The organism is Burkholderia sp. GbtcB21 (assembly GCF_019091065.1).
Lineage (GTDB): Bacteria > Pseudomonadota > Gammaproteobacteria > Burkholderiales > Burkholderiaceae > Burkholderia > Burkholderia pyrrocinia_C.
In genome coordinates this window covers 1-19,674 of sequence record NZ_JAGXKA010000010.1, presented here as the reverse complement: position 1 = coordinate 19,674, position 19,674 = coordinate 1, and the positions used below count along the sequence as shown (strand labels likewise).

Genomic DNA, 19,674 nt, shown 5'->3' with positions numbered 1-19,674 from the left:
CTTGACCCCCTCGGGGGGCCTGGCTCGAAGCGGCAGGTTTGGGGGCGCTCAAAACACGTGCCTGACGCCGAGCGTCGCCATCATCTGGCGCGTGCCGGTCGAGCGCGCGTACGCGAAGATCTGCGCATGGTCCGCGTCGCCGGCCGCCTGCTGCGCGATCACCGTCAGCGCGACGTCGGTGCGTTTCGACAGGAAATAGTCAGCCTGCAGGTTCACCTGGTGCCATTTCGGACGCTTGTCGATCACGTCGTACTTGCCGTTCGTGAACGCATACGCAGCGCCGAGAAAAAGCTGCGGCGTCATCGTGTAGACGATGTTCACGCCGAGGTTCTGCAGGTGCAGGTGCGAATTGTCGAGGTAATCGTAGCGCACGTCGGTAAACATCGCCGCGAACTGCGCACGGCCGATCGTGTAGAAGCCGCCCGTGCCCGCGATCCGCTGCCGGCTCGCGTACGCCGCCGGCGTCATCGCGCTCTTGCTGAAGATCAGCAGCGGCGACGCGTAGTCGTTCGCGATCGCGCCGTCCTGGTTCGTGCTGCTGTACGGATGGTTGTACTGCGCGTAGACCGCGCTCCAGCGCAGCGCGCCTCGCTCGTAGCCGAGCCCGAAGCTGTATGCGCTGTTGTTCGCGAAGCCCGTCGCGTTGCTGAAGCCGTACAGCGCGGTGAATTTCAGGCCGTAGTAGACGGGGCTCACGTACTTCACCGAGTTCTGCACGCGGATGTCGTTGTAGCCGTTGTCGTTGTCGCCGATGTTCACGCCGTTGCTCGCGATGATCACGGGCCCGATGTAGTCGTGGATCGCGTCGTACTGGCGGCCGAACGTCAGCGAGCCGTACGTGCGGTCGGCAAGGCCGACGTAGGCCATGCGCCCGAACTCGCGGCCGTTTTGCGCGGCCGTGCCCGTCATCACGTTGAAGCCGTTCTCGAGCTGGAAGATCGCGGACAACCCCTGCCCGAGATCCTCCTTGCCCTTCAACCCCCAGCGCGGGTTCTGGTTCGTGCCGGACAGCGCCTGCCAGGCGTTCTTGCCGCCCTGGTTCGTCGCGAACCCGACGCCGGCCGAGATCAGACCGTACAGCGTGATGCTGCTTTGCGCACCGGCATGGGTCGCGAAGGCGCCGAGCATCGCGAGCGGAGCGAGCTTGTAGAGAGTTTTCATGCGGGTCGTGTGATCGGTGGTGGTCCAGGCGCGGCAGGGTTCCGCGAAACTGGCCTCGACTATACGAACCCGGATCGGATAATAAAAGTTTGCTTTTCTTATGTGTCAATAAAACGGATTTATTCTCATCCTCGTGCCTCCCGTGCCCGCCGGGGCGGCCGTCAGTCCGCGGTGTCACCGCCCTTCGGCAGCTTCGACCACGCGTTGCGCCCCGGCATCGGCGACCACGCCGGGCGCGTCTTGCGTGCGCTGTCGATCACGACCAGGTAGCGGCCTGCGATCGGCGTGATGTCGCGGTCGCGGCGTAGCACCCACAGCGACCTGCCAGCCTCGACGCGCGCCTGGTAGTCGTCGTCGAGCAGGCCGTGCCGGTCGAAGAACAGGTTCAGCGACGCGGGAATCCGCACGCATCCCTTCGAGTGCCGGATGCCGAGCAGCGGTTCGAGGCGGTCGGGGTCGGTCGCATGCATCTGGAAGCGCATCGGCGACACGCCGCCCTTGCCCCAGCCGCGCTCGCCGTCCTCCCATCCGAAGTCGTAGATGCGCATGTCGCGGCGGCCGTAGCCGCGAATGCCGTTGTCGTTCGTCGTGCCTTCCGCGCGGAAATCCATGTTGTCGGGCGAGTGATGGAACACGCCGAGCGGCGTCACGAAATGATCGTACTTGCCCGGCAGCCCGGTGCCGACCGGCGATGCGCCAATCATCAGCCACGCATTGGCCGGCGTCGCGCGGAAGTAGATGAAGAGCGCCTGCACATTCGGCGCGCGGTCGACCATCGCGACGTATTCGCCGGCCAGGTCGCCGAGGTCCGCATCGGCGAGCGCCTTCTGGAGCCGCTCGCCGTATGCGCGCTGCTCGCTTACGGGTACGTTCAGGCGCCGCGTCACTTCCTGCGTGAAGCGCTTGCGCATGTCGATCGCGCGTGCCGTCGCGTTTTTCGCCTCGTCGGCCGACAGCGGCGGATGCCGGCGCGGCGGGGTCGGCACGGGCGGCTCGGCCTCGCTGGCCGGTACGGCGGACGCGGCCGACGCAGGTTCGGCAGTGGACGCGGCGGAAGCCGCCGATGCAGGCGCTGCGACGGACGCGGCGGAACCCGCGGATGCGCCCGATGCCGCGCTGGCAGGCTCCGCATGATGCACATGCGATGCCGCAGGCGCGGGCTGCGCGGCCGACGCACCCGACGATGCATGCGCGTGCGACGCCGGATGCACACGGGAAGCCGCCGACGCCGGCGATGCAACTGATGAGGATGACGTAGCAGCAGACGACGGAGCGCCGGATGCCGCAAAGGCAGGCCGCCAGGCAAGAGCGGCAATCGGCAGCATGGCAGCGAGCCACACATACGCGGCGACAGCGCGGGTACGGCAACGCGGCTTCGCAAATTGCCGCGTCAGGCTGGAAAGCATCATATGTTCGAAGCCATCGGCCGATCCGGCCGCCGCATGCTGCTGTTGCGAGCGGCGCATCTTCCGCGCGAGCCATCGACACGTCCGGCACATCGCGTGCGCCCGGCGCCGACGCCTCTTCGCGGTGGAGCCGTTCGCTGATGCAACGCGTGCGGTCCGATGGCGGCTAATGAGTCGTCAGGCCCTTCATTCTACGCGCCAGCGCAGGAATCGGCAGCGGCGAAAGTCGCGGTTTCGCGGCGGATTTGCGCTTCGTCACGCTTTGTTTCAACTCGTTGCCGCTTGCGGCTTCGTTGCGTGTCAATCTTATAAGTTGCACGTTTCAAAGCATGCGCCCGACAGGCTTGTGCGTTCCGCCCGCAACGATTTTTTCCACCAAACAAATTCGCATGCCAAATCATTTTGGCGATGCCGTTTCCCTCCGAGAAAACCGCATCGCACGCATGCCGCACGAACCATGCGACACGCGTGCGCAACCACCGACTACTTCGAGATGGTTTCGAGCGCGATGCCCTTCGTGCGCGGCCCCATGAGCCCGATCGCGGCCATCACGATCGCCATCGCGCCCGCGATGAACGCGAACACGCCGAAGGTGCCGAAGCCCTTCAGCACGGCCGCGATCACGAACGACGAGAAGATCGCCGAGAAGCGGCTCCACGAATAGACGAAACCGACGGCCCGTGCGCGGATCGACGTCGGGAACAGCTCGGCCTGATACGCGTGGAAGCTGTACGACATGATGTTGCTCGCGAGCGTGAGGCCGATGCCGAGCACGATCAGGAATGCGCCCACCGTCGTCTGGCTGAACAGCAGCCCGCAGACGACGATCGCCGCCGCCATCGCGACGATCACCGACTTGCGCTCGAAGCGATCGGCGATCACGAGGCCGATCAGCGGGCCGATCGGCGCCGCGAGCGCGATCACGCTCGAATACATCAGGCTCGACGTGATCGTGATGCCCTGCTTGATCAGCAGCGTCGGCACCCAGTTTGCAAAGCCGTAGAAGCCGACCGTCTGGAACACGTTGAAGATCGTCATCATGATCGTGCGGCTGCGATACGGCGGCACCCACATGTCGCGGAAGCTGCCGCGCGGCGGCACGGGTTCGGCCGGCGCGGGCGGCGGCAGCGGCCGCCCGTATTCGGCTTCGACCTTCGCTTCGAGCGCGCGCATGATTCGGTCGGCTTCGTCGACCCGGCCCTGCTGCGCGAGCCAGCGCGGGCTTTCCGGCAGCTCGCGGCGAATCCACCATACGAACAGCGCGCCATGCGCGCCGATCAGCACGACCCAGCGCCAGCCGTCGAGGCCGAACGGCGCATGCGGCACGAGCAGATACGCGAGGAACGCGACCACCGGCACCGCGACGAACCCGACCGCCTGCTCGCACGCGAATGCGCGGCCGCGGATCTGCTTCGGCACGAGTTCGGAGATGTACGTGCCGATCGTCACCATCTCGACGCCGAGCCCGAGACCGACGACGAAGCGCCAGAAGTTCAGCCCGGTCGCGGTGTCCTGGAACGCCATCACGACGTTGGCGGCCGTGTACCACAGCAGCGACCACGTGAAGATCGCGCGGCGGCCGAAGCGGTCGGCGAGAAAGCCGCATGCGATCGTGCCGATGAAGAGCCCGGAGAACAGCGCGGCGATGAAGCTCGCGACGCCGGTGGTGCCGAACAGGCCGTGCGTCGTCGCCGAAAGAATGCCGCTTTTCACGAGGCCGGGCGCGACGTAACCGCTGTAGAGCAGATCGTAGAGTTCGAAGAAGAAACCGAGGCTCAGCAGTACGACGAGCTTCCAGACGCTGCGGGTGGGTGGCAGGCGGTCGAGGCGGGCCGAGATCGAGCCGGGATCGACGGATGGGGATTGGGCAGGTGCCTGCGAAAGGCTGTCCGTTGAGGCCATCTTGGGCGCGTCTCCTGATCGTGTCGTGTTGTGTGTTGTTGTCCGGCGACCGTCGAGCCGCCGTCGGGCGAATCGCTGCATTGTACCGGCACGCCCGTCCTGCGGGCCGGCCGCGCTGCCCGCACCGACCAGATTCGGACACCCCGATTTCGCGCCGGACAATATGTAAATTGCGTAACCGTCTGTCGGGTATGGAAAAAGCGTCGGAACGACGATCCGGCGCCGCCCGTGCCGAGCCTCGGCGGCGCCGGCCCGACGGTACGGGCCTGCCGCGCCGTTTCGCGCGGGCACGCGCCGCCGGAATCGCTGCAAACGGGGTACGCAATCGGTACAACCACGCGTTCCGCGCCCCGGTAACATGCTACCGGGCCAACTACCGGCTTCCGGGCGCCTTTCGGCGACCGGCATTGTCGGCAAATCGTAAGCATTCCATGTTCATACAACGACTATCCACGTACGCCCGCCGGATCGCGCTGATCGCATTGCTGCAGTTCGCGGCGATCGCGACCGCGTCGGCGTTTCCGGCGGCCGCTTCCGCCCCGGGGGCGAGCGGCACCGACGCGTCCGTGCCGGCCATCTCGCTGAACGACGCCGTCGCGCAGCTCAAGCAGATGCAGGCCGAACAGGACCGCATCAAGCAGCAGACTTCGACCGCGTCCAACAGCAAGGAACTGGACGCGCTCGACGAAGCGACGCAGGAGCTGAGCACCGACGTCGCGAAGCTGCAGAGCGAGCTCGCTCCGCAGCGTACGCAGGTCCAGGCCCAACTCGACGTGCTCGGCCCGGCGCCTGCCGAGGGCGCCGCGCCGGAAACACCGGCCGTCGCGAAGCAGCGCGCGACACTGACCGCGCGCAAGACGCAACTCGACGCGGCACTGAAACAGGCCGCCGACCAGAAGACCAATCTCGCGAACCTGACCGAGCAGTTCGCGAAGCTGCATCGCAGCCAGTTGAAGAACCAGCTCGCGTTCCGTTCGGGCGGCATCTTCAGCGCGCAATTCTGGCTGCCGCTATTTCAGCGGTCGCCGGACGACATCCAGCGGCTCGAGGATTTCAACGACGAACTGCGCGACATGCTGCGCTCGTCGTGGGTGCCCGGACAACGGGCGATCACCACGCTGCTGCTGATCGCCTCGTTCGCGATGTGGCTCGGCGGCCGCCGGCTCATCGAGCGCGGGCTCGCGTGGATCTGCCTGAACCGCCTGCCGCCCACCCGCTTGCGCCGCAGCGCACTGGCGCTATCGACCGCGTTGTCGACATTCCTGGCAACCGCCTTTGCCGTTCAGATCCTCTACCTCGCCGTCGCGCGCCACTACGAGCTCACGCCGTCGCTGACCGATCTGTGGGACCAGTTCGCGAAGCTTGCCGCGACCTGCGCACTGATCGCCGGGCTCGGCCGCGCGCTGCTCTGCACGAAGCATCCGTCGTGGCGCCTGCCGGCGCTCGCCGATCCCGTCGCGCTCGCGATGAAGCCGTTCCCCGGCATCCTGGCCGCGCTGCTGCTGATGTCCGGCACGCTCGAATCGATCAACCGCATCGTCGACACCAGCCTGTCGGTCACGCTGTTCGGCCGCGGCATCGTATCGCTCGTCGTCGCGCTGACGGTCGGCGCGTCGCTGCTGCGCTCGAACCGCGCGCGCAGCGCGCTCGCGGCGGCTGGCGAGGCGCCCGAGCAGCGCTCCACGCTCGCCGGGCTGATCCACGCCGGCGTCACGCTGGCAATCGTCGTGTCGCTGGTCGCACTCCTGATCGGCTACATCACGGTCGCGCGCTTCATCACCTACGAGCTCGTGTGGTTCGAGATCGTGCTGTGCGCCACCTACATCCTGATCCAGTTGACGCGCGATGCGAGCGAAAGCCTGTTCTCCGCGAGCCTGTCGACGGGCCAGCAGATCAAGAACCTGTTCGCGCTCGAAGACCGGCACCTCGACCAGGCCCGCACGGTCCTGTCCGGATTCGGCACGAGCCTGCTGATGCTGATCGCGGCCATCGCGCTGCTGACGGGCGGCTTCGGCACGACGCCGAGCGACCTGCTCGACAGCGCGGTCGCGATGATCGGCAGCCAGCGGCTGCAGAGCCTGAACATCATGCCGGACCGGATCCTGAACGCGGTAATCGGCTTCGCGATCGGCTTCTACCTGCTGCGTTCGCTGCGCCGCTGGCTCGACGGCGAGTTCATGCCCGCGCTCGGCATGGACACGGGGATGCGCGTGTCGCTGATCACGCTGTTCACCAACGTCGGCTACGTGCTGCTCGTGCTGATGACGCTCGGCCTGCTCGGCGTCAGGTGGAACAACCTCGCGTGGATCGTCAGTGCGCTGTCGGTGGGTATCGGCTTCGGCCTGCAGGAGATCGTGAAGAATTTCGTGTCGGGGCTGATCCTGCTGACCGAGCGTCCGGTGAAGGTGGGCGACATGATCAGCATCGCGGGCGTCGAAGGCGACATCCGCCGCATCAACGTGCGCGCGACCGAGATCCAGCTCAGCGACCGCTCGACGGTGATCGTGCCGAATTCGCAACTGATCTCGCAGAACCTGCGCAACGTGACGATGGGCAACAGCACGCAGGGCGTCGCGACGCTGGTGCTGACGTTCCCGCTGAACACCGATCCCGAGCAGGTGCGCGACCTGCTGCTCGATGCGTACCGCACGCATGACGCGATTCTCGAGAAACCGGCGCCGTCGGTGACGTTCAGCCAGCTCGCGCCGGACGGGATCACGCTGAGCGTGACGGGCTACGTGTCGAGCCCGCGGATCGCGAGTTCGACGAAGAGCGATCTGCTGTTCGAGATCCTGAAGCAGTTGCGCGCGGCGGGGATCACGCTGTCGAGCCCGCAGATGCTGGTCGTGCAGAATATGCCGACGGTGGAGAAGTGAACAAAGACGGCCGGTCGCGTACTGCGGCTATCGCGACGACCGTCTCCAGTACTACCGAAATGCCCATCGTCCGATGACGCCAGTGCTGGCAAACAGCCGCAGCCGTGCCGCCTCCCACTCGGCCAGCGTTCGCACCCGTTCCTGGCGGGCATCGGCAAGCGCGGCTTGTGCCGACAGCAGTTCCAGAATATCTCCTGCGCCGAACGCGTAACGATTGCGCGCCGATGTCAGCGCCGCTTCCGCGGCAGCCAGCAAGCGTGCAGACGCATCCAGGTTGTCCGCCGTCGTCTCCGCGTCGGCATGGGCCTTCAGCACGTCACGCAGAATCTGCTGCTGCGTATCGAGAAGCTGTGCCTGTGCCAGTTCGGCCTGAGCCTGCGCGCCGCGAATCCGATACGTACGAGAAAAGCCGTCAAAGAACGGAATCGTCAAAGTCAGGCCGATGCTGGTTTGCGTCGCCCGCACTGACTGCAATCCCTGATTCGGATATCCGTTCCGCGACAGCGTGCCGCTTAGATCTAGGGTCGGCATTCCGTCGGACCGCACGGCCGTGACCTTCGCTTGCGCAGCCTTCCATTTGGCCCGCGCCGCCCGGATCTCGGGGTGAGAACCTTCGGCCGCGCGAAGCCAGTCGCTTAGCTGGCGCTCCGCGTCCAGCGCAACCGGTACGACTGCCTCCTCGACCTCGACCCGCGTGCCGGCGGCCAGACCGGTCGCAAAGACCAGTTCGGCGCGGGCCCGAGCCACCTCCCCGCCCGCTCGTCGTGCAGCGAGCAATGCCTTGGCCAACGCTGTTTCCGCCTGCAATACGTCTGCTCGGGATGCAACGCCCATGGCCAGCCGCTTACGCGACGCACGCAGCGTCGATTCCGCCAAAGTCGCGGACTCGGTACGCGCTGCAAACGCCGCTTGAGCATTCTGAACATCGAAATAGCTCCCGATGACATCCACGACCGCCTTTTGCATCGCTGCGTCGTGGCCCGCCAGCGCTGCCGTCAGCAGTTGCTGTGCCGCCGCGCTGTTTGCTGCTCGCCCACCAAAGTCGAGTAGCCGCCAGTTCAACGTCGCGTTCGACGTTCGACCGACGCCGCGCGTATTCATCGATGGTGCATCGGAATACCGGTTATAAGTCGTCAATTGGCTGATCGCCCCGTTGACGGTGGGGAGCCATGCCGATCTGGCCTCACCCACCGCAGCGGCCTGGATCTTGATCGATGCCCACGCCGCTCGAATACGGGGGTTGTGGCATAGCGCAAGATCAACCGCATCACCGAGCGTCAGCGGCTTCGCCGGGCCAGTCGTCGAAGCGCATACAACTGGCATGTCATCGCCCGGTAATCGCTGCCCCGCATCCAGCACCGGTGGACGGGTCAGCAACGGATCGGCCAGGCCATCCGGAATCCCGCGTGTTTCGGCATTGCATGCAATTGAAACCAACATCAGGCCGAAGACCCACGGACACACGCCATCTTTCAAGCTCCTAGCGCTCACGCAAACTCTCCCGCGCATGCTGCAGCAACGGCGACAGCACATACTCGATCACCCGCCGCGTACCGGTTCTGATCTCGGCACTACCCGACATACCAGGCGACAGTGCGATCTCGCGACCGTCTACCACCAGCGCCGAACGATCAAGCAGGATCCTGACCGAGTAGACGAGTCCCTTCTTGTCGTCGTCTATCGCATCGCGCGAGACATGACTCACTTTCGCCGACAACGTGCCGTATTTCGTGTACTCGAATGCATCGATCTTCACGCTGGCGGCCTGCCCTTCCTCGACGAAGCCGATATCCCGGTTGTCGACGAATGCTTCCATTTCTACCGCCCCCTCTCGCGGCACAACCTGCATCAGCGGCTGTGCGGCCGGCACCGCTGTCCCAATGGTATGGACGGCAAGCTGCTGGACGGTTCCGTCGATCGGCGCGGTCAGGCGCAGCAGTTCCCCGTGTGCCTCCGCACGCCGCATGTCGCCCGACGACGCGTCCACGATACGCTGCGCATCGTTCAACGCATCCTGGGTATTCCTTCGCGTCTCTGCCACGAGAGCCGCGCGTTGGTGACGAGCATCCGCAAGCTGTCCCGCCGTATCGATGCGCTGCTGCTCGGCCTCGATCCACGCATGCTCCGCAACGTCACGGGTCTCCATCAACTTGGCGTAATCGTCCGCACGACGCGCCGCAAGCGGAGCGGCCTGACCGTACCTGTGTATTTCGCTGTCGAGACGGTCCCGTCGCGCGACGAAATCGCGCCATTGATCCAGCAGGTGCCGCTCGACCTCGCGCCGGCGCTCGGGCGACACGCCCTCCACACCCGCCAGTCGAGGCTGTCGCCCCGTGTCGATCGCGTCGATCAACGCCCGCGCACGCTCGGCTTGCAGTACCGCATTCAGCCGGTCGCCGTCCGCCCGTTGACGTTCGGCGTCGATTACGCGCGTATCGAGATCGATCAGTGCGTCGCCAGCCTTCACGACCTGTCCGTCGCGCACGTGCAGCGCTCGCACGCTGGCAACCTCGACCGCCGCCAGCGTCTTGGTCCGGGAGGATGGAATGATCTTGCCGCCGCCGTCGACAACAATGTCGATTTTCCCGAAATACGACCAGACGATCGCCGTCATTACGAGCAGGATGAGAATGCGTGCGACCCACCGGCCTGCCGGCGAGACAGGTGTCGCCTGGACAGACAGCGCCGCCGGCAGAAACTCGGCCTCGTTCGCATTGAATGTCGGCAGCGTCATCCGATGGCGCCGCTTCCAGCAGTGACGCCAGACATCGCGGTAACGCCCGACCAGTTCACGCCAGGCCCCTGCCTGCTGTCGCATGCTCATATCCGTGCCTTTGCTACGTCGCGACCGCCCTGTTGCAGCGAATACAGGTGTGCGTAGATTCCATTCTGCGTGCGCAGCAGTGTGTCGTGCGTGCCGCTTTCCACGATTTGCCCGCGATCCATCACGAGAATCCGGTCGGCATCGCGCACCGCCGAAAGCCGATGCGCAATGATCAGCACCGTACGCCGCGCGCAGATATCCCGCATGTTGGCCTGTATGACGGCTTCTGATTCGTAGTCGAGCGCGCTGGTCGCCTCGTCGAATATCAGGATGCGTGGATCGGTCATCAATGCGCGAGCAATGGCGATGCGCTGCCGCTGGCCGCCCGAGAGCCCCGTGCCATGCCCGCCGACGAGCGTGTCGTAACCCTCCGGAAGCTCGCAGATGAACTCGTGTGCGCCGGCCAGCCTCGCTGCATCGATCACTGCGTCGATCGACGCAGTGGGTCGAGCCAGCGCGATGTTGTCCCGCACAGAACGATTGAACAGCGTGTTTTCCTGCAGAACAACGCCAATCTGCTGGCGCAGACTCGCCGTATCGATCACTGCAATATCGTGCCCGTCGACCAGCACTCGCCCGCGATCCGGCACGTAGAGCCGCTGCGCGAGCTTGGTCAGCGTGCTTTTGCCCGACCCGGAGCGGCCAACGATTCCGATGACCTCGCCCGCCGCGATCCTGACGGAGATCTGCCGGATGACATCGCTCGCATCCGGCCGGTAGCGAAACGATACCTGGTCGAATTCGATCGCGCCCTCGAGACGGGGTACTCGCGTCTTTTTGGCTGCGGTTTCGGGCGCCGTGTTGAGGATATCCCCGAGGCGCCCCATCGAAATCCCTACCTGTTGAAAGTCGTTCCACAGCTGAGCGAGACGCAGTATCGGGCTGGACACCTGCCCGGCCAGCATGTTGAACGCGACGAGCTCGCCGACGGTCAACTTGCCGTCGATCACCAGCGTGGCGCCCAGCCACATGATCGCCGCGGTCACCAGCTTACTGATCAACGTCACGCCGCCGCTTGCAATCGTGGCAACGTTGGTCGCCGACAAGCCCGAACTCACATAAGCGGCCAGTTGACGGTCCCATCGATCCGTCCAGCGCGGTTCGAGCGCCATCGCCTTGACCGTATCGATCCCGCTGATGGTTTCAACGAGGAACGACTGATTCTCGGCGCCCTTATTGAATTTTTCGTTCAGACGCCGCCGAATGATCGGCGTAAACACGACCGACAACAGCACGTAGAGTGGAATCGAAACAACGACGATCAACGTAAGCCACGCGCTGTACCAGAGCATCACCCCGAGGAAAACGAACGAAAACGCGAGGTCCATCACCAGCGTCACGGCATTGCCGGTGAGGAACGCGCGAATGTTCTCCAGCTCGCGAATACGGGCGACAGAATCGCCGACACGGCGCGCCTGAAACCACGCCAGCGGCAATGCCAACAGATGACGGAAGAGCCGTGCGCCGAGCTCGACGTCGATCTTGCTGCTCGTATGCGCAAAAACCCAAGTTCGTATCCCCGAAAGCGCCGCTTCGAACAGCGTCGCGCAAATCAGCCCCACGGCGATCACGTTCAACGTCTTCATCGCGTGATTGACCAGCACCTTGTCCATCACCACCTGGAAGAAGAGCGGCGTGGCGAGCGCAATCAACTGCAACACCAGAGAGATCGCGAGAACTTCTCCCAGCAGCTTCCGGTACGTGACGATTGCCGGAATGAACCAGCTGAAATCGAAGCGCGCCAGGGTACCCGCAATGCTGCTCTTGCTCGTGAAATAGATGAGCTCGCCGGTCCAGATCTCCAGAAGACGCTCGCGGGTCAGGACGGTAGGCGCCTCACCCGGAAACTGGACAAGCATTCGAGGCGCACGTGTTCCATCCGCGGCCTGGTACTGCGCGACCACGAAATAGCCACCTTCGCCTTTCGCCCGCGCGACCGCGGGCAAAGGCGCCCGATCCAGTCGTTCGATGTTCTGTTGAACGGCCCTGGCCGTCATGCCGAGGGAACGCGTGGCTCGCAGGATTGTTTGAGTATCGAAACGGCCGAAGCCGAATTCATGTCGCAACGCGGCTTCGTCGGCTGCGATGCCGTGCAGGCTGGCCATCGTCAGAACGACGGCGAGACCGGAGTCGACATCCTGCGTCGGAGACGACGCCGGAGGCCGGAGAATGGAACTGTCCATGAAGGGAACGCGAGGCGAGGAAGAAAATGCGATACGGCCGGCAGCAGGCCGTCCGGTCGCACGTAATGTGCAACCGGACGGATCGACCTTCGGGAACCGGAATTAACGCCAGCTCGTCGCCAGCGTCGGCGCAAGCGCGGCCTGATGCTCAGGGGACAGCGTGACCGACCCCGCGGCCGGCGGCGACCATACCGCCATGGCCTGTACCAGCTTCTCGACATCGGCGTTGACGAGCGTCCGACCGTCGTCTACCCGGAACTGCTCGATCTGATACCGTGAACCCAGGTACCAGTCCCGAACCGTCGCGGTATCGCTGGTGCCGAGGATACTGATCTCCAGGTCGTTGCCGACGTGACGGAACCACAATTGATCCGCAGATACGCCTGCGCCGATGCTGATCACATCGCTGTTGCCGAGCGTTTCGTCGTCGTCCCGGATCGTGTCGCGGCCGGACCCGCGACCGAATCGATAGGTATCGTTGCCCAGGCCACCGACCAGAATGTCATTGCCGGCACCGCCATCCAGCACGTTGTTGCCCCGGTTGCCGATGATCGTGTTGTCGAGTGCGTTACCCGTGCCGTCGATGTCCTCGTTCCACAGTTTCAGCGCCTCGGCCGTGTAGATCGCGTAGGCATTCGGTACGTTGGCGGCCGCCCGGAACTCCTGAAGGCTGATGTAGCGCGTCATGTCGCTGACGCGCCGGCGGCCCGAGTCGGCAATATAGAAGCCTTTGAGCTCGCCATCAGCGTCTCCATAAACCGCGCCCGTCACGGTTACGACGTGATTCACGCCGCCGCCATCGAGATAAGCATTGTCTTCCCAAAGCCGACCCGAGTTCAGCGCCAGTATCACGCCACGACCACTGCGGATGAGATTCGCAACCGCATGCTCGTCGTATCCGGCAAGCAGGTTGTTTGCAATACCGTAACTCTTGAGCAGTGCCTGTTGCTGAACGTAATTCGATCCGCCTCGCTGGTAGTCCGTTGCGGCAGGGCTGGTGACCGCCCATTGGTTGTCGATTGCGCGGCGGACGACGTCACCCTCGGTCGTCGGCGTACCGGTCTGCGTCAGCAAATTCGCGATCGACGTCAGCGCACATGTTCCCTGGAACGTCGGAACCGCATCGCCTTGCATGTAATCCAGCTCGTTGGCTTTCGGGTACCCGTACACGTGAACGGCCGCGCCATCGACGAGCCCTTTCTCCGGCTTGCCGAAATCCAGCAGGTTAAGGTTCTCGACGTGTTCGCCCAACGTATAGCTGATCTTGCTCTGCACCGTATCGATGCCTTCGCCAGCGAATTCGACGACGCGGTCGTCGACATTGTCGACGTAGTAGGTATCGTTGCCCTTTCCGCCGATCATCGTGTCGGCGCCGGTGACGCCATCGAGGATGTTGTCTGCGCTGTTGCCGACGATCCGGTTATCGAGCGCATTGCCCGTGCCATTGATGTTGAATCCGTCGACGAGTCTCAACTCTTCAAGGTTGGCGTTGAGAATGTAGTTTGCGCTGCTGATTACCGTGTCGTAACCCTCGTTCGCGTATTCGAGAATCACGTCGTTGACGCTGTTCACGATATAGGTGTCGTTACCCTGGCCACCTTCCATGTGATCCGCACCGGCACCGCCGTCGAGATAGTCGTCGCCCAGACCGCCGAGGAGCGTGTCGTTGCCTTCTCCACCGTAGAGATAGTCATCGTCGGTCTCGCCGGGGGCCAGCGTCCTCTTCGCCTCGTTGTCACCGGTGAAGCCCACCAGCAAGTCGTCGCCTGCGCCGCCGTACAGGATGTCGTTCCCGACCTGACCGAACAGTCGGTCGTTGCCATCGCCGCCATAAAGCTTGTCGTGGCCGTCCCCGCCTTGAATTTCATCATTGCCAGCGTCGCCGTGAAGCTGATCATTGCCGAGACCGCCGAGGATCAGGTCGTTTCCGGCCCCGCCGTAGATCGTATCGTCGTCGGTTTCCCACGCGGCCAGCGACTGCTTTGCGTCATTGCTGGCCGTAAAGCCGACAAGAATATCGTCGCCGTCGCCGCCCCAGATCGTGTCGTTGCCTGCGCCGCCGAAAATCTTGTCGTTACCGGTTTCCCCCGAAAGCGCGTCGTGGCCGTTGCCGCCGTTCAGTTCGTCGTCGCCCGCGCCGCCAAAGAGCCGATCGTCGCCATCGCCGCCGTCGAGGAAATCGTTGTCGTTGCCGCCATCGAGGTAGTCGTTGCCAAGACCTCCGTACAGCGCATCGTTACCGTTGCCGCCATACAGCGTATCGTTGTCGGATTCACCCCACGACAACGTTTGCTTGGCATCGTTGCTGGCAGTGAAGCCGACCAGCACGTCATCGCCATCACCGCCCCAGAGCACATCGTCGCCGGCTTCGCCGAAGATGCGATCGTTACCGGCGTCGCCAACAAGCCGGTCGTTGCCTGCATCACCGTGCAGTTCGTCGTTCCCGGCGCCACCGAAGACCGTATCGTTTCCGTCCCCGCCACTCACGAAGTCCGCCCCGTCGCCACCATCCATGTAGTCGTGGCCGACGCCACCCCACATCCGGTCGTTGCCTGCGCCGCCGTACATGACGTCGTCATCCGTTTCGCCCCAGGCCAGGGTTTGCTTGCTTTCGTTCGATGCGGTAAAGCCCATCATGATGTCGTCGCCGTCGCCGCCGTTCATGATGTCGTTACCGACCTGGCCGAACAGCCTGTCGTTGCCGATACCACCGTCGAGCACGTCGTTGCCGGCACCGCCATTGAGTTCGTCATCGCCCTCCTCGCCGTACAGCCTGTCGTCGCCGTCATAGCCGAACAGCGTGTCGTTGCCGGTGCCACCCCACAGATTGTCGTTGCGGCTGCTGCCGCCCATCATGTCGTTGCCATCGCCCGCGAGGAAGTTGACGAGCAGACTGCTGTCGATCCAATGGCCATATGCAGCGTAGTAATTCGCATCGAATACGTCGTCCCCGTCGGTACCGATGAGGTAGCTCCGATTGGAAGGACTGACCTTGATCTGCGTCGGCCCGAACATAATGAAGTCTCTGGAGTTGATCCAGTAGACCTTGTCGTTATCGCGCAGCGTTCGGTAGTTCGACAGCGGAACGGCCGGGGCCAGATACATGCGGCCGGGTTGCGATGCTTCCCAGGGCTTCCACGGCGCCGCGACCGGTGCCGATGCGTGGTAGTTGTTACCCCGCGTGATGACGTCATAGTCGACTGCGCGGATCTCGGTGATCCCCGCTTGCGCCAGCGACCTGAATTCACCGGCGTCGCCGATACCGTCTTCGTTTGCATCGATCCAGACTTGTAGCCCGTCCAGTTCCGCGCCGGACAGCTTACCGTCGCGGTTCGCGTCGCGCGACTGGAGCGTGCTGACGCCCACACCCCATCGGTTCGCGTCGAGCAGGACAGGTGTCTTGTCGGCAATGGGGGCGGCATTGTCCAATGCGGCGCTTTTGGCTTCGTAGAATGCACCGATCGGGTTGTACCAGCCGGACGGCATCGTGAAACCGTAGTCGTTTCGACCGCCATAGGTCAGCGTTCTGGAAATGATCTGGCTCAGGTCGAGGAAACTCGTGCCGCTCAGCAGCCCTGTCGCACGATATCGTGACAGCAGGCTGTCGGCAAAGGCGGCATCGCGGACGTTGGACAAGTCGTAACGCTGGCCGCCGTTCACGACGAAATTGCGGTCCGCAACGCCGTCGCCGTTGGTGTCTTCACGGATTACGCTGGCGCCGTCGCCGAGGCGGGTTTCTTTCTTGACATGGTCGAATACGCCATCGCCGTTCGTGTCGGTTTTCGTGACCGTGCCGGATTGCCCGATGTACTGGACAGTATGACCGCCCCTTCCGTTCGGCGTGGTGACCTGGATCGAATATCCTTCCCACTGATTCCCGATTGCAATGTATCCTGGCTCGAACCCCGGGCGATAATCTTCGAGCGGCAGCATGGACATTTTTATCTCGACACCGTTGCTGTACGTCGTGATCTTCCAGTCTCCGTCGGTACGAGTGCTAGCCACGGTAATGCCGGACGACGACACTCCCATCACACGGTCGATGGTGCGCGACACTTCATCGCGGAAAAGCGGGCTGTTGTCAGCGGTCAGGCCAAGGACGTTCGGTGCGATATATTCCTCCCAAGCGCCTCTAGCCAAGGCTCCCAAAAACATACCGCCCCCCACAGTGGCGACGCCCACGGCAAAGCCGGAAATGGAGGCAGGTAGTAATGCAGTGACCACGGCGCCACCAACAAGGCCGCCCAATATTCCAACTGCGGTGTCAACTACCTCATAAGAGGACGCGTTTGGGTTCTTGACAACCCACAGCAATTGAACGGCAGAAATAATACCGCCCAACTGCCCCCCAATAGCAGTCATCCGTTTCGCATATGTGCCATTCTCCTGAGCAATTTCTGCAAATGAGCGCATCTTGCCCAATTCTGCTCGCATAGCTTCGACTCGCGAAATTACTTGAGCATCAAGCTGACTACGATCTACGCTATCGAGCGCCTTGATCGCCCCAACACTGAGCGCGTCGATATTTTTCCACATCATTCGCGCATATTCTGCGCGCGCAGCGGCATCAGTGGATAGCTTTGCGGAACTTTCTGAGACTTTCTCTAATTGGGTAGCGATATTTTGCAAGGCTACCCTCATTCCCTCTCCGGACGCACCCAATGCACTCCACTCATCGAGCTCATACCAAGCCATATTTCATCTCCAATTATCAGAAAATATGCAGTACAACAAAGAAATAATCGCAACACTCGCTACAACGAAGCAAATAACCAAATATCCACCAGCAAACAATGGCCCAACCATTCCAAGCCAGAATCTCGACTTTCCAACAGACATGAAATTCCAGTCAAAATATTGACCATGAAAAATCAGAAGAAACACACTCCCAGAAAAAAACAAGATCGCAACCAGAAATGCAAAAGCCTTTCTTTTCCATGAGTAGTCGAAGTACCCAGCAACTATTTCCTCCCTCTCCGCATAGCAAAGACGGAAAGCCTCAAAGATTCTGAGAGGTATCGCGGCCAACATCAGTGCGAAATAGAGCTCGGTGACATCCGGAAACAGAGATTTCTCGATTGCCTTAGGCAGTAATGGAAATACTTCTCCGATGGCGGTCACCACTGGCTTCAGCACAGGCCAACGCTTCAGCGCGTCATCAGGTGCAAACCACGCGATCAGCGCGCCCGCGAGATGCAAAGCCATGAGTGCAGGACTCCGTCGATAGAACTCGATCAAGAATCCAAAGATATTGCGAGGCCCATTGCCGTCTCCTTTCGCGGTCAATAGTGGCCTGCGATGTGCTCTCTCCTTTTCTCGCCAGTCAGCACGAGCACTCCCTCTTACTCCCCATCGCCTTACCATATGGATACCTAATCAATGTGTCTAAACGTTACCAAACCAAATCCACAATTCACACTAACCGCCAGCGATATGCAATCGCTATGAAGATATAGAAAGAATTGAAAGAAAACAAGAAATCCACTTATTTTCATACACATACGAAACGTTAAAAATAATTCGGAAATTCCGTACTTGTACGATTACTTAGAGTCGCTAACACAACCTGGTCATGAGGCTGCACACGCCATATCCTCGCGGAATGGCGAGACGCAAAATTAGCAAAGAGTTGTGGGCAACGCTGGAACCGCTGGTCCCGGTTTTTACACCGTCGCCCAAAGGCGGTCGCCGTCGAACGGTCGATGACCGCGCAGCCTTGAATGGCATCTTGTATGTCCTGCAAACTGGTATCCCGTGGGAAGACTTGCCGCAGGAGCTTGGTTTCGGCAGTGGCATGACATGCTGGCGACGTCTACGAGACTGGCAAGCCGCGGGCGTGTGGGAGCGATTGCATCTGGCGATGCTTCGTCGATTACGTGAACACGACCAGATTGATTGGGAGCGCGCAAGCCTCGATGGCGCCAGTGTCTCCAGCCCCGGGGGGCAGGAAACCGGCCCCAACCCGACGGATCGGGGAAAGCTTGGTTCGAAACGGCACATCGTCGTAGACGCACGCGGCATCCCTCTGGCTGTCACGGTCACGGGCGCCAATCGACACGATTCGATGGCATTCGAGCCCACGCTTGATGCCATCCCGGCGGTGCCGGGCTTGAGCGGCAAGCCCCGCAAACGTCCGGGCAAGTTGCATGCAGACAAGGGCTATGACTTCGCTCGCTGCCGGCGTTATCTGAAGCACCGTGGCATCAAGGCCCGTATCGCCCGCCGTGGCGTGGAAAGCAGTGAGCGGCTCGGGCGACATCGGTGGGTCGTCGAGCGCACGCATGGTTTGCGGGTTTCGGCAAACTTCGTATTCGCTTCGAGCGGCGGCTCGATATTCATGTCGTGCTTCTCTTCCTAGCCGCCGCCGTCATCTGTTCGCGCTTCGTGGATGACTTGTGTTAGCGACTCTAAGATGCAGCTTGGAAAACATTTTTTCACGACCAGATATCATGAACATAGCACTACCTCCCCATAAATCCCTGACTCAATCCCACCTCAATGAGGCACCTATCGCCGCCAAATCTAAAATAGGCCTGAACGATCGCCGTCGAATCACCGCGGTATATATACTCTCCGCCGAAACCGACCAAATACCTATCCTTGCCATTAAAAACATCCAGCAGATCGACATCCATCACGCACACCACATCAGAATTCAATTTGAATCGAATTTGAACCCTCACCGGCTCACCAGCACCCTCAAAAAACATTTCGTGATAAACCGCCGAATCTTTTTCGAATTCTTTCGCCTGACGTTCGGCTCGCCGAACCAGCCGGCGCCCGGAAACCGTTGATGCTCCAGACGCCACATAATTAGCATCCTCCGTCAGTGAAAAATAGACACGCAAGATCCTGCCGACCGCATCAACGTCGGCTAGATTATTTGAATCAACGATATTTTTTACATCTTGAATAAATTTCCGCCGCTCACGAACAGGCATCTCATTCACGGAAAGGGGGGGGGCACATGCCGAGATTGTAAATGCGATCAATGCGCAAAATAAAATTGTAAATCTTCCCATCAATAACAAAAGCAAACCCTTCCATCGCCTCATTCAAAACCGTAAATATTCGACCAACACAAAACGCAAAATTTTCAACAATGCAGCATCCCGTCAGGATATCAGCAGGAGCAGACCATGCGATCAGCGCACCGAAAATGTGCAAAGTAAAAATTCGCGGACAGTAACGGCAATACCTCAAAAGCACTTCATAAACTTATATGCGTACTACGTGCGTCCGGCGATCGTGCGGATGCCGAAGCAATCGGCGGTGGTCGAGCGCGAGACGTTCGCACCGATCCTGTACGTGATGGTCTACGA

10 protein-coding genes and 1 pseudogene are annotated in these 19,674 nt (G+C 61.9%); 2 read left to right on the top strand and 9 right to left on the bottom strand.

Annotated elements, in window-relative coordinates; genetic code table 11:
• Nucleotides 1-48 precede the first annotated feature (48 nt).
• The 3 genes from KVT39_RS21865 to KVT39_RS21855 form a co-directional block, all read right to left on the bottom strand.
• The gene (locus tag KVT39_RS21865) at nt 49-1,161 is read right to left on the bottom strand and encodes a porin (protein WP_034180901.1); all 1,113 of its coding nucleotides are present in this window, start codon (nt 1,159-1,161) and stop codon (nt 49-51) included.
• A gap of 161 nt (nt 1,162-1,322) precedes the next feature.
• Nucleotides 1,323-2,660, bottom strand: a complete 1,338-nt coding sequence (locus KVT39_RS21860; RefSeq protein WP_034180902.1) for a hypothetical protein — start codon at nt 2,658-2,660, stop codon at nt 1,323-1,325.
• A 390-nt stretch (nt 2,661-3,050) separates the two neighbouring features.
• Nucleotides 3,051-4,469 (bottom strand): MFS transporter, encoded by a 1,419-nt coding sequence (locus tag KVT39_RS21855; RefSeq protein ID WP_217590179.1) that lies wholly within the window; start codon nt 4,467-4,469, stop codon nt 3,051-3,053.
• Between the two features lie 431 nt (nt 4,470-4,900).
• Between KVT39_RS21855 and KVT39_RS21850 the strand changes: the two genes are divergently transcribed.
• A complete protein-coding gene (locus tag KVT39_RS21850) occupies nt 4,901-7,345 on the top strand; it encodes a DUF3772 domain-containing protein (RefSeq protein WP_217590178.1) in 2,445 nt (814 codons plus the stop codon).
• Nucleotides 7,346-7,396: 51 nt separating this feature from the next.
• Here the strand turns inward: KVT39_RS21850 and KVT39_RS21845 are convergent, their stop codons facing one another.
• From KVT39_RS21845 to KVT39_RS21825, 5 genes are all read right to left on the bottom strand, one after another.
• Complete coding sequence (locus KVT39_RS21845) at nt 7,397-8,854, bottom strand: TolC family protein (RefSeq protein ID WP_217590177.1); 1,458 nt, start codon at nt 8,852-8,854, stop codon at nt 7,397-7,399.
• Nucleotides 8,826-10,169 (bottom strand): HlyD family type I secretion periplasmic adaptor subunit, encoded by a 1,344-nt coding sequence (locus KVT39_RS21840; RefSeq protein ID WP_217590176.1) that lies wholly within the window; start codon nt 10,167-10,169, stop codon nt 8,826-8,828. The genes KVT39_RS21845 and KVT39_RS21840 overlap by 29 nt, the downstream gene beginning before the upstream one ends.
• Nucleotides 10,166-12,352: a type I secretion system permease/ATPase gene (locus tag KVT39_RS21835; protein WP_217590175.1), complete on the bottom strand. Its 2,187-nt coding sequence runs from the start codon at nt 12,350-12,352 to the stop codon at nt 10,166-10,168. Before KVT39_RS21835 ends, KVT39_RS21840 begins: the two co-directional genes overlap by 4 nt.
• A gap of 102 nt (nt 12,353-12,454) precedes the next feature.
• Nucleotides 12,455-16,993, bottom strand: coding sequence for a calcium-binding protein (locus KVT39_RS21830; RefSeq protein ID WP_254640598.1), 4,539 nt, complete (start codon nt 16,991-16,993; stop codon nt 12,455-12,457).
• Between the two features lie 57 nt (nt 16,994-17,050).
• The gene (locus KVT39_RS21825; RefSeq protein WP_254640597.1) at nt 17,051-17,557 is read right to left on the bottom strand and encodes a hypothetical protein; all 507 of its coding nucleotides are present in this window, start codon (nt 17,555-17,557) and stop codon (nt 17,051-17,053) included.
• Between the two features lie 397 nt (nt 17,558-17,954).
• Here KVT39_RS21825 and KVT39_RS21820 point away from each other — a divergent pair.
• Nucleotides 17,955-18,754: pseudogene (locus KVT39_RS21820) on the top strand (IS5 family transposase).
• Nucleotides 18,755-18,813: 59 nt separating this feature from the next.
• Here the strand turns inward: KVT39_RS21820 and KVT39_RS21815 are convergent.
• Nucleotides 18,814-19,293, bottom strand: a complete 480-nt coding sequence (locus tag KVT39_RS21815) for a hypothetical protein (protein ID WP_217590174.1) — start codon at nt 19,291-19,293, stop codon at nt 18,814-18,816.
• Nucleotides 19,294-19,674 lie beyond the last annotated feature (381 nt).

Coding starts and splice junctions, on each gene's coding strand:
- KVT39_RS21860 (WP_034180902.1), bottom strand. CDS start 2,660: ATGTGCCGGACGTGTCGATGGCTCGCGCGGAAGATGCGCCGCTCGCAA.
- KVT39_RS21830 (WP_254640598.1), bottom strand. CDS start 16,993: ATGAGGGTAGCCTTGCAAAATATCGCTACCCAATTAGAGAAAGTCTCA.
- KVT39_RS21825 (WP_254640597.1), bottom strand. CDS start 17,557: ATGGCTTTGCATCTCGCGGGCGCGCTGATCGCGTGGTTTGCACCTGAT.
- KVT39_RS21850 (WP_217590178.1), top strand. CDS start 4,901: ATGTTCATACAACGACTATCCACGTACGCCCGCCGGATCGCGCTGATC.
- KVT39_RS21840 (WP_217590176.1), bottom strand. CDS start 10,169: ATGAGCATGCGACAGCAGGCAGGGGCCTGGCGTGAACTGGTCGGGCGT.
- KVT39_RS21855 (WP_217590179.1), bottom strand. CDS start 4,469: ATGGCCTCAACGGACAGCCTTTCGCAGGCACCTGCCCAATCCCCATCC.
- KVT39_RS21865 (WP_034180901.1), bottom strand. CDS start 1,161: ATGAAAACTCTCTACAAGCTCGCTCCGCTCGCGATGCTCGGCGCCTTC.
- KVT39_RS21835 (WP_217590175.1), bottom strand. CDS start 12,352: ATGGACAGTTCCATTCTCCGGCCTCCGGCGTCGTCTCCGACGCAGGAT.
- KVT39_RS21845 (WP_217590177.1), bottom strand. CDS start 8,854: ATGCGCGGGAGAGTTTGCGTGAGCGCTAGGAGCTTGAAAGATGGCGTG.
- KVT39_RS21815 (WP_217590174.1), bottom strand. CDS start 19,293: ATGCCTGTTCGTGAGCGGCGGAAATTTATTCAAGATGTAAAAAATATC.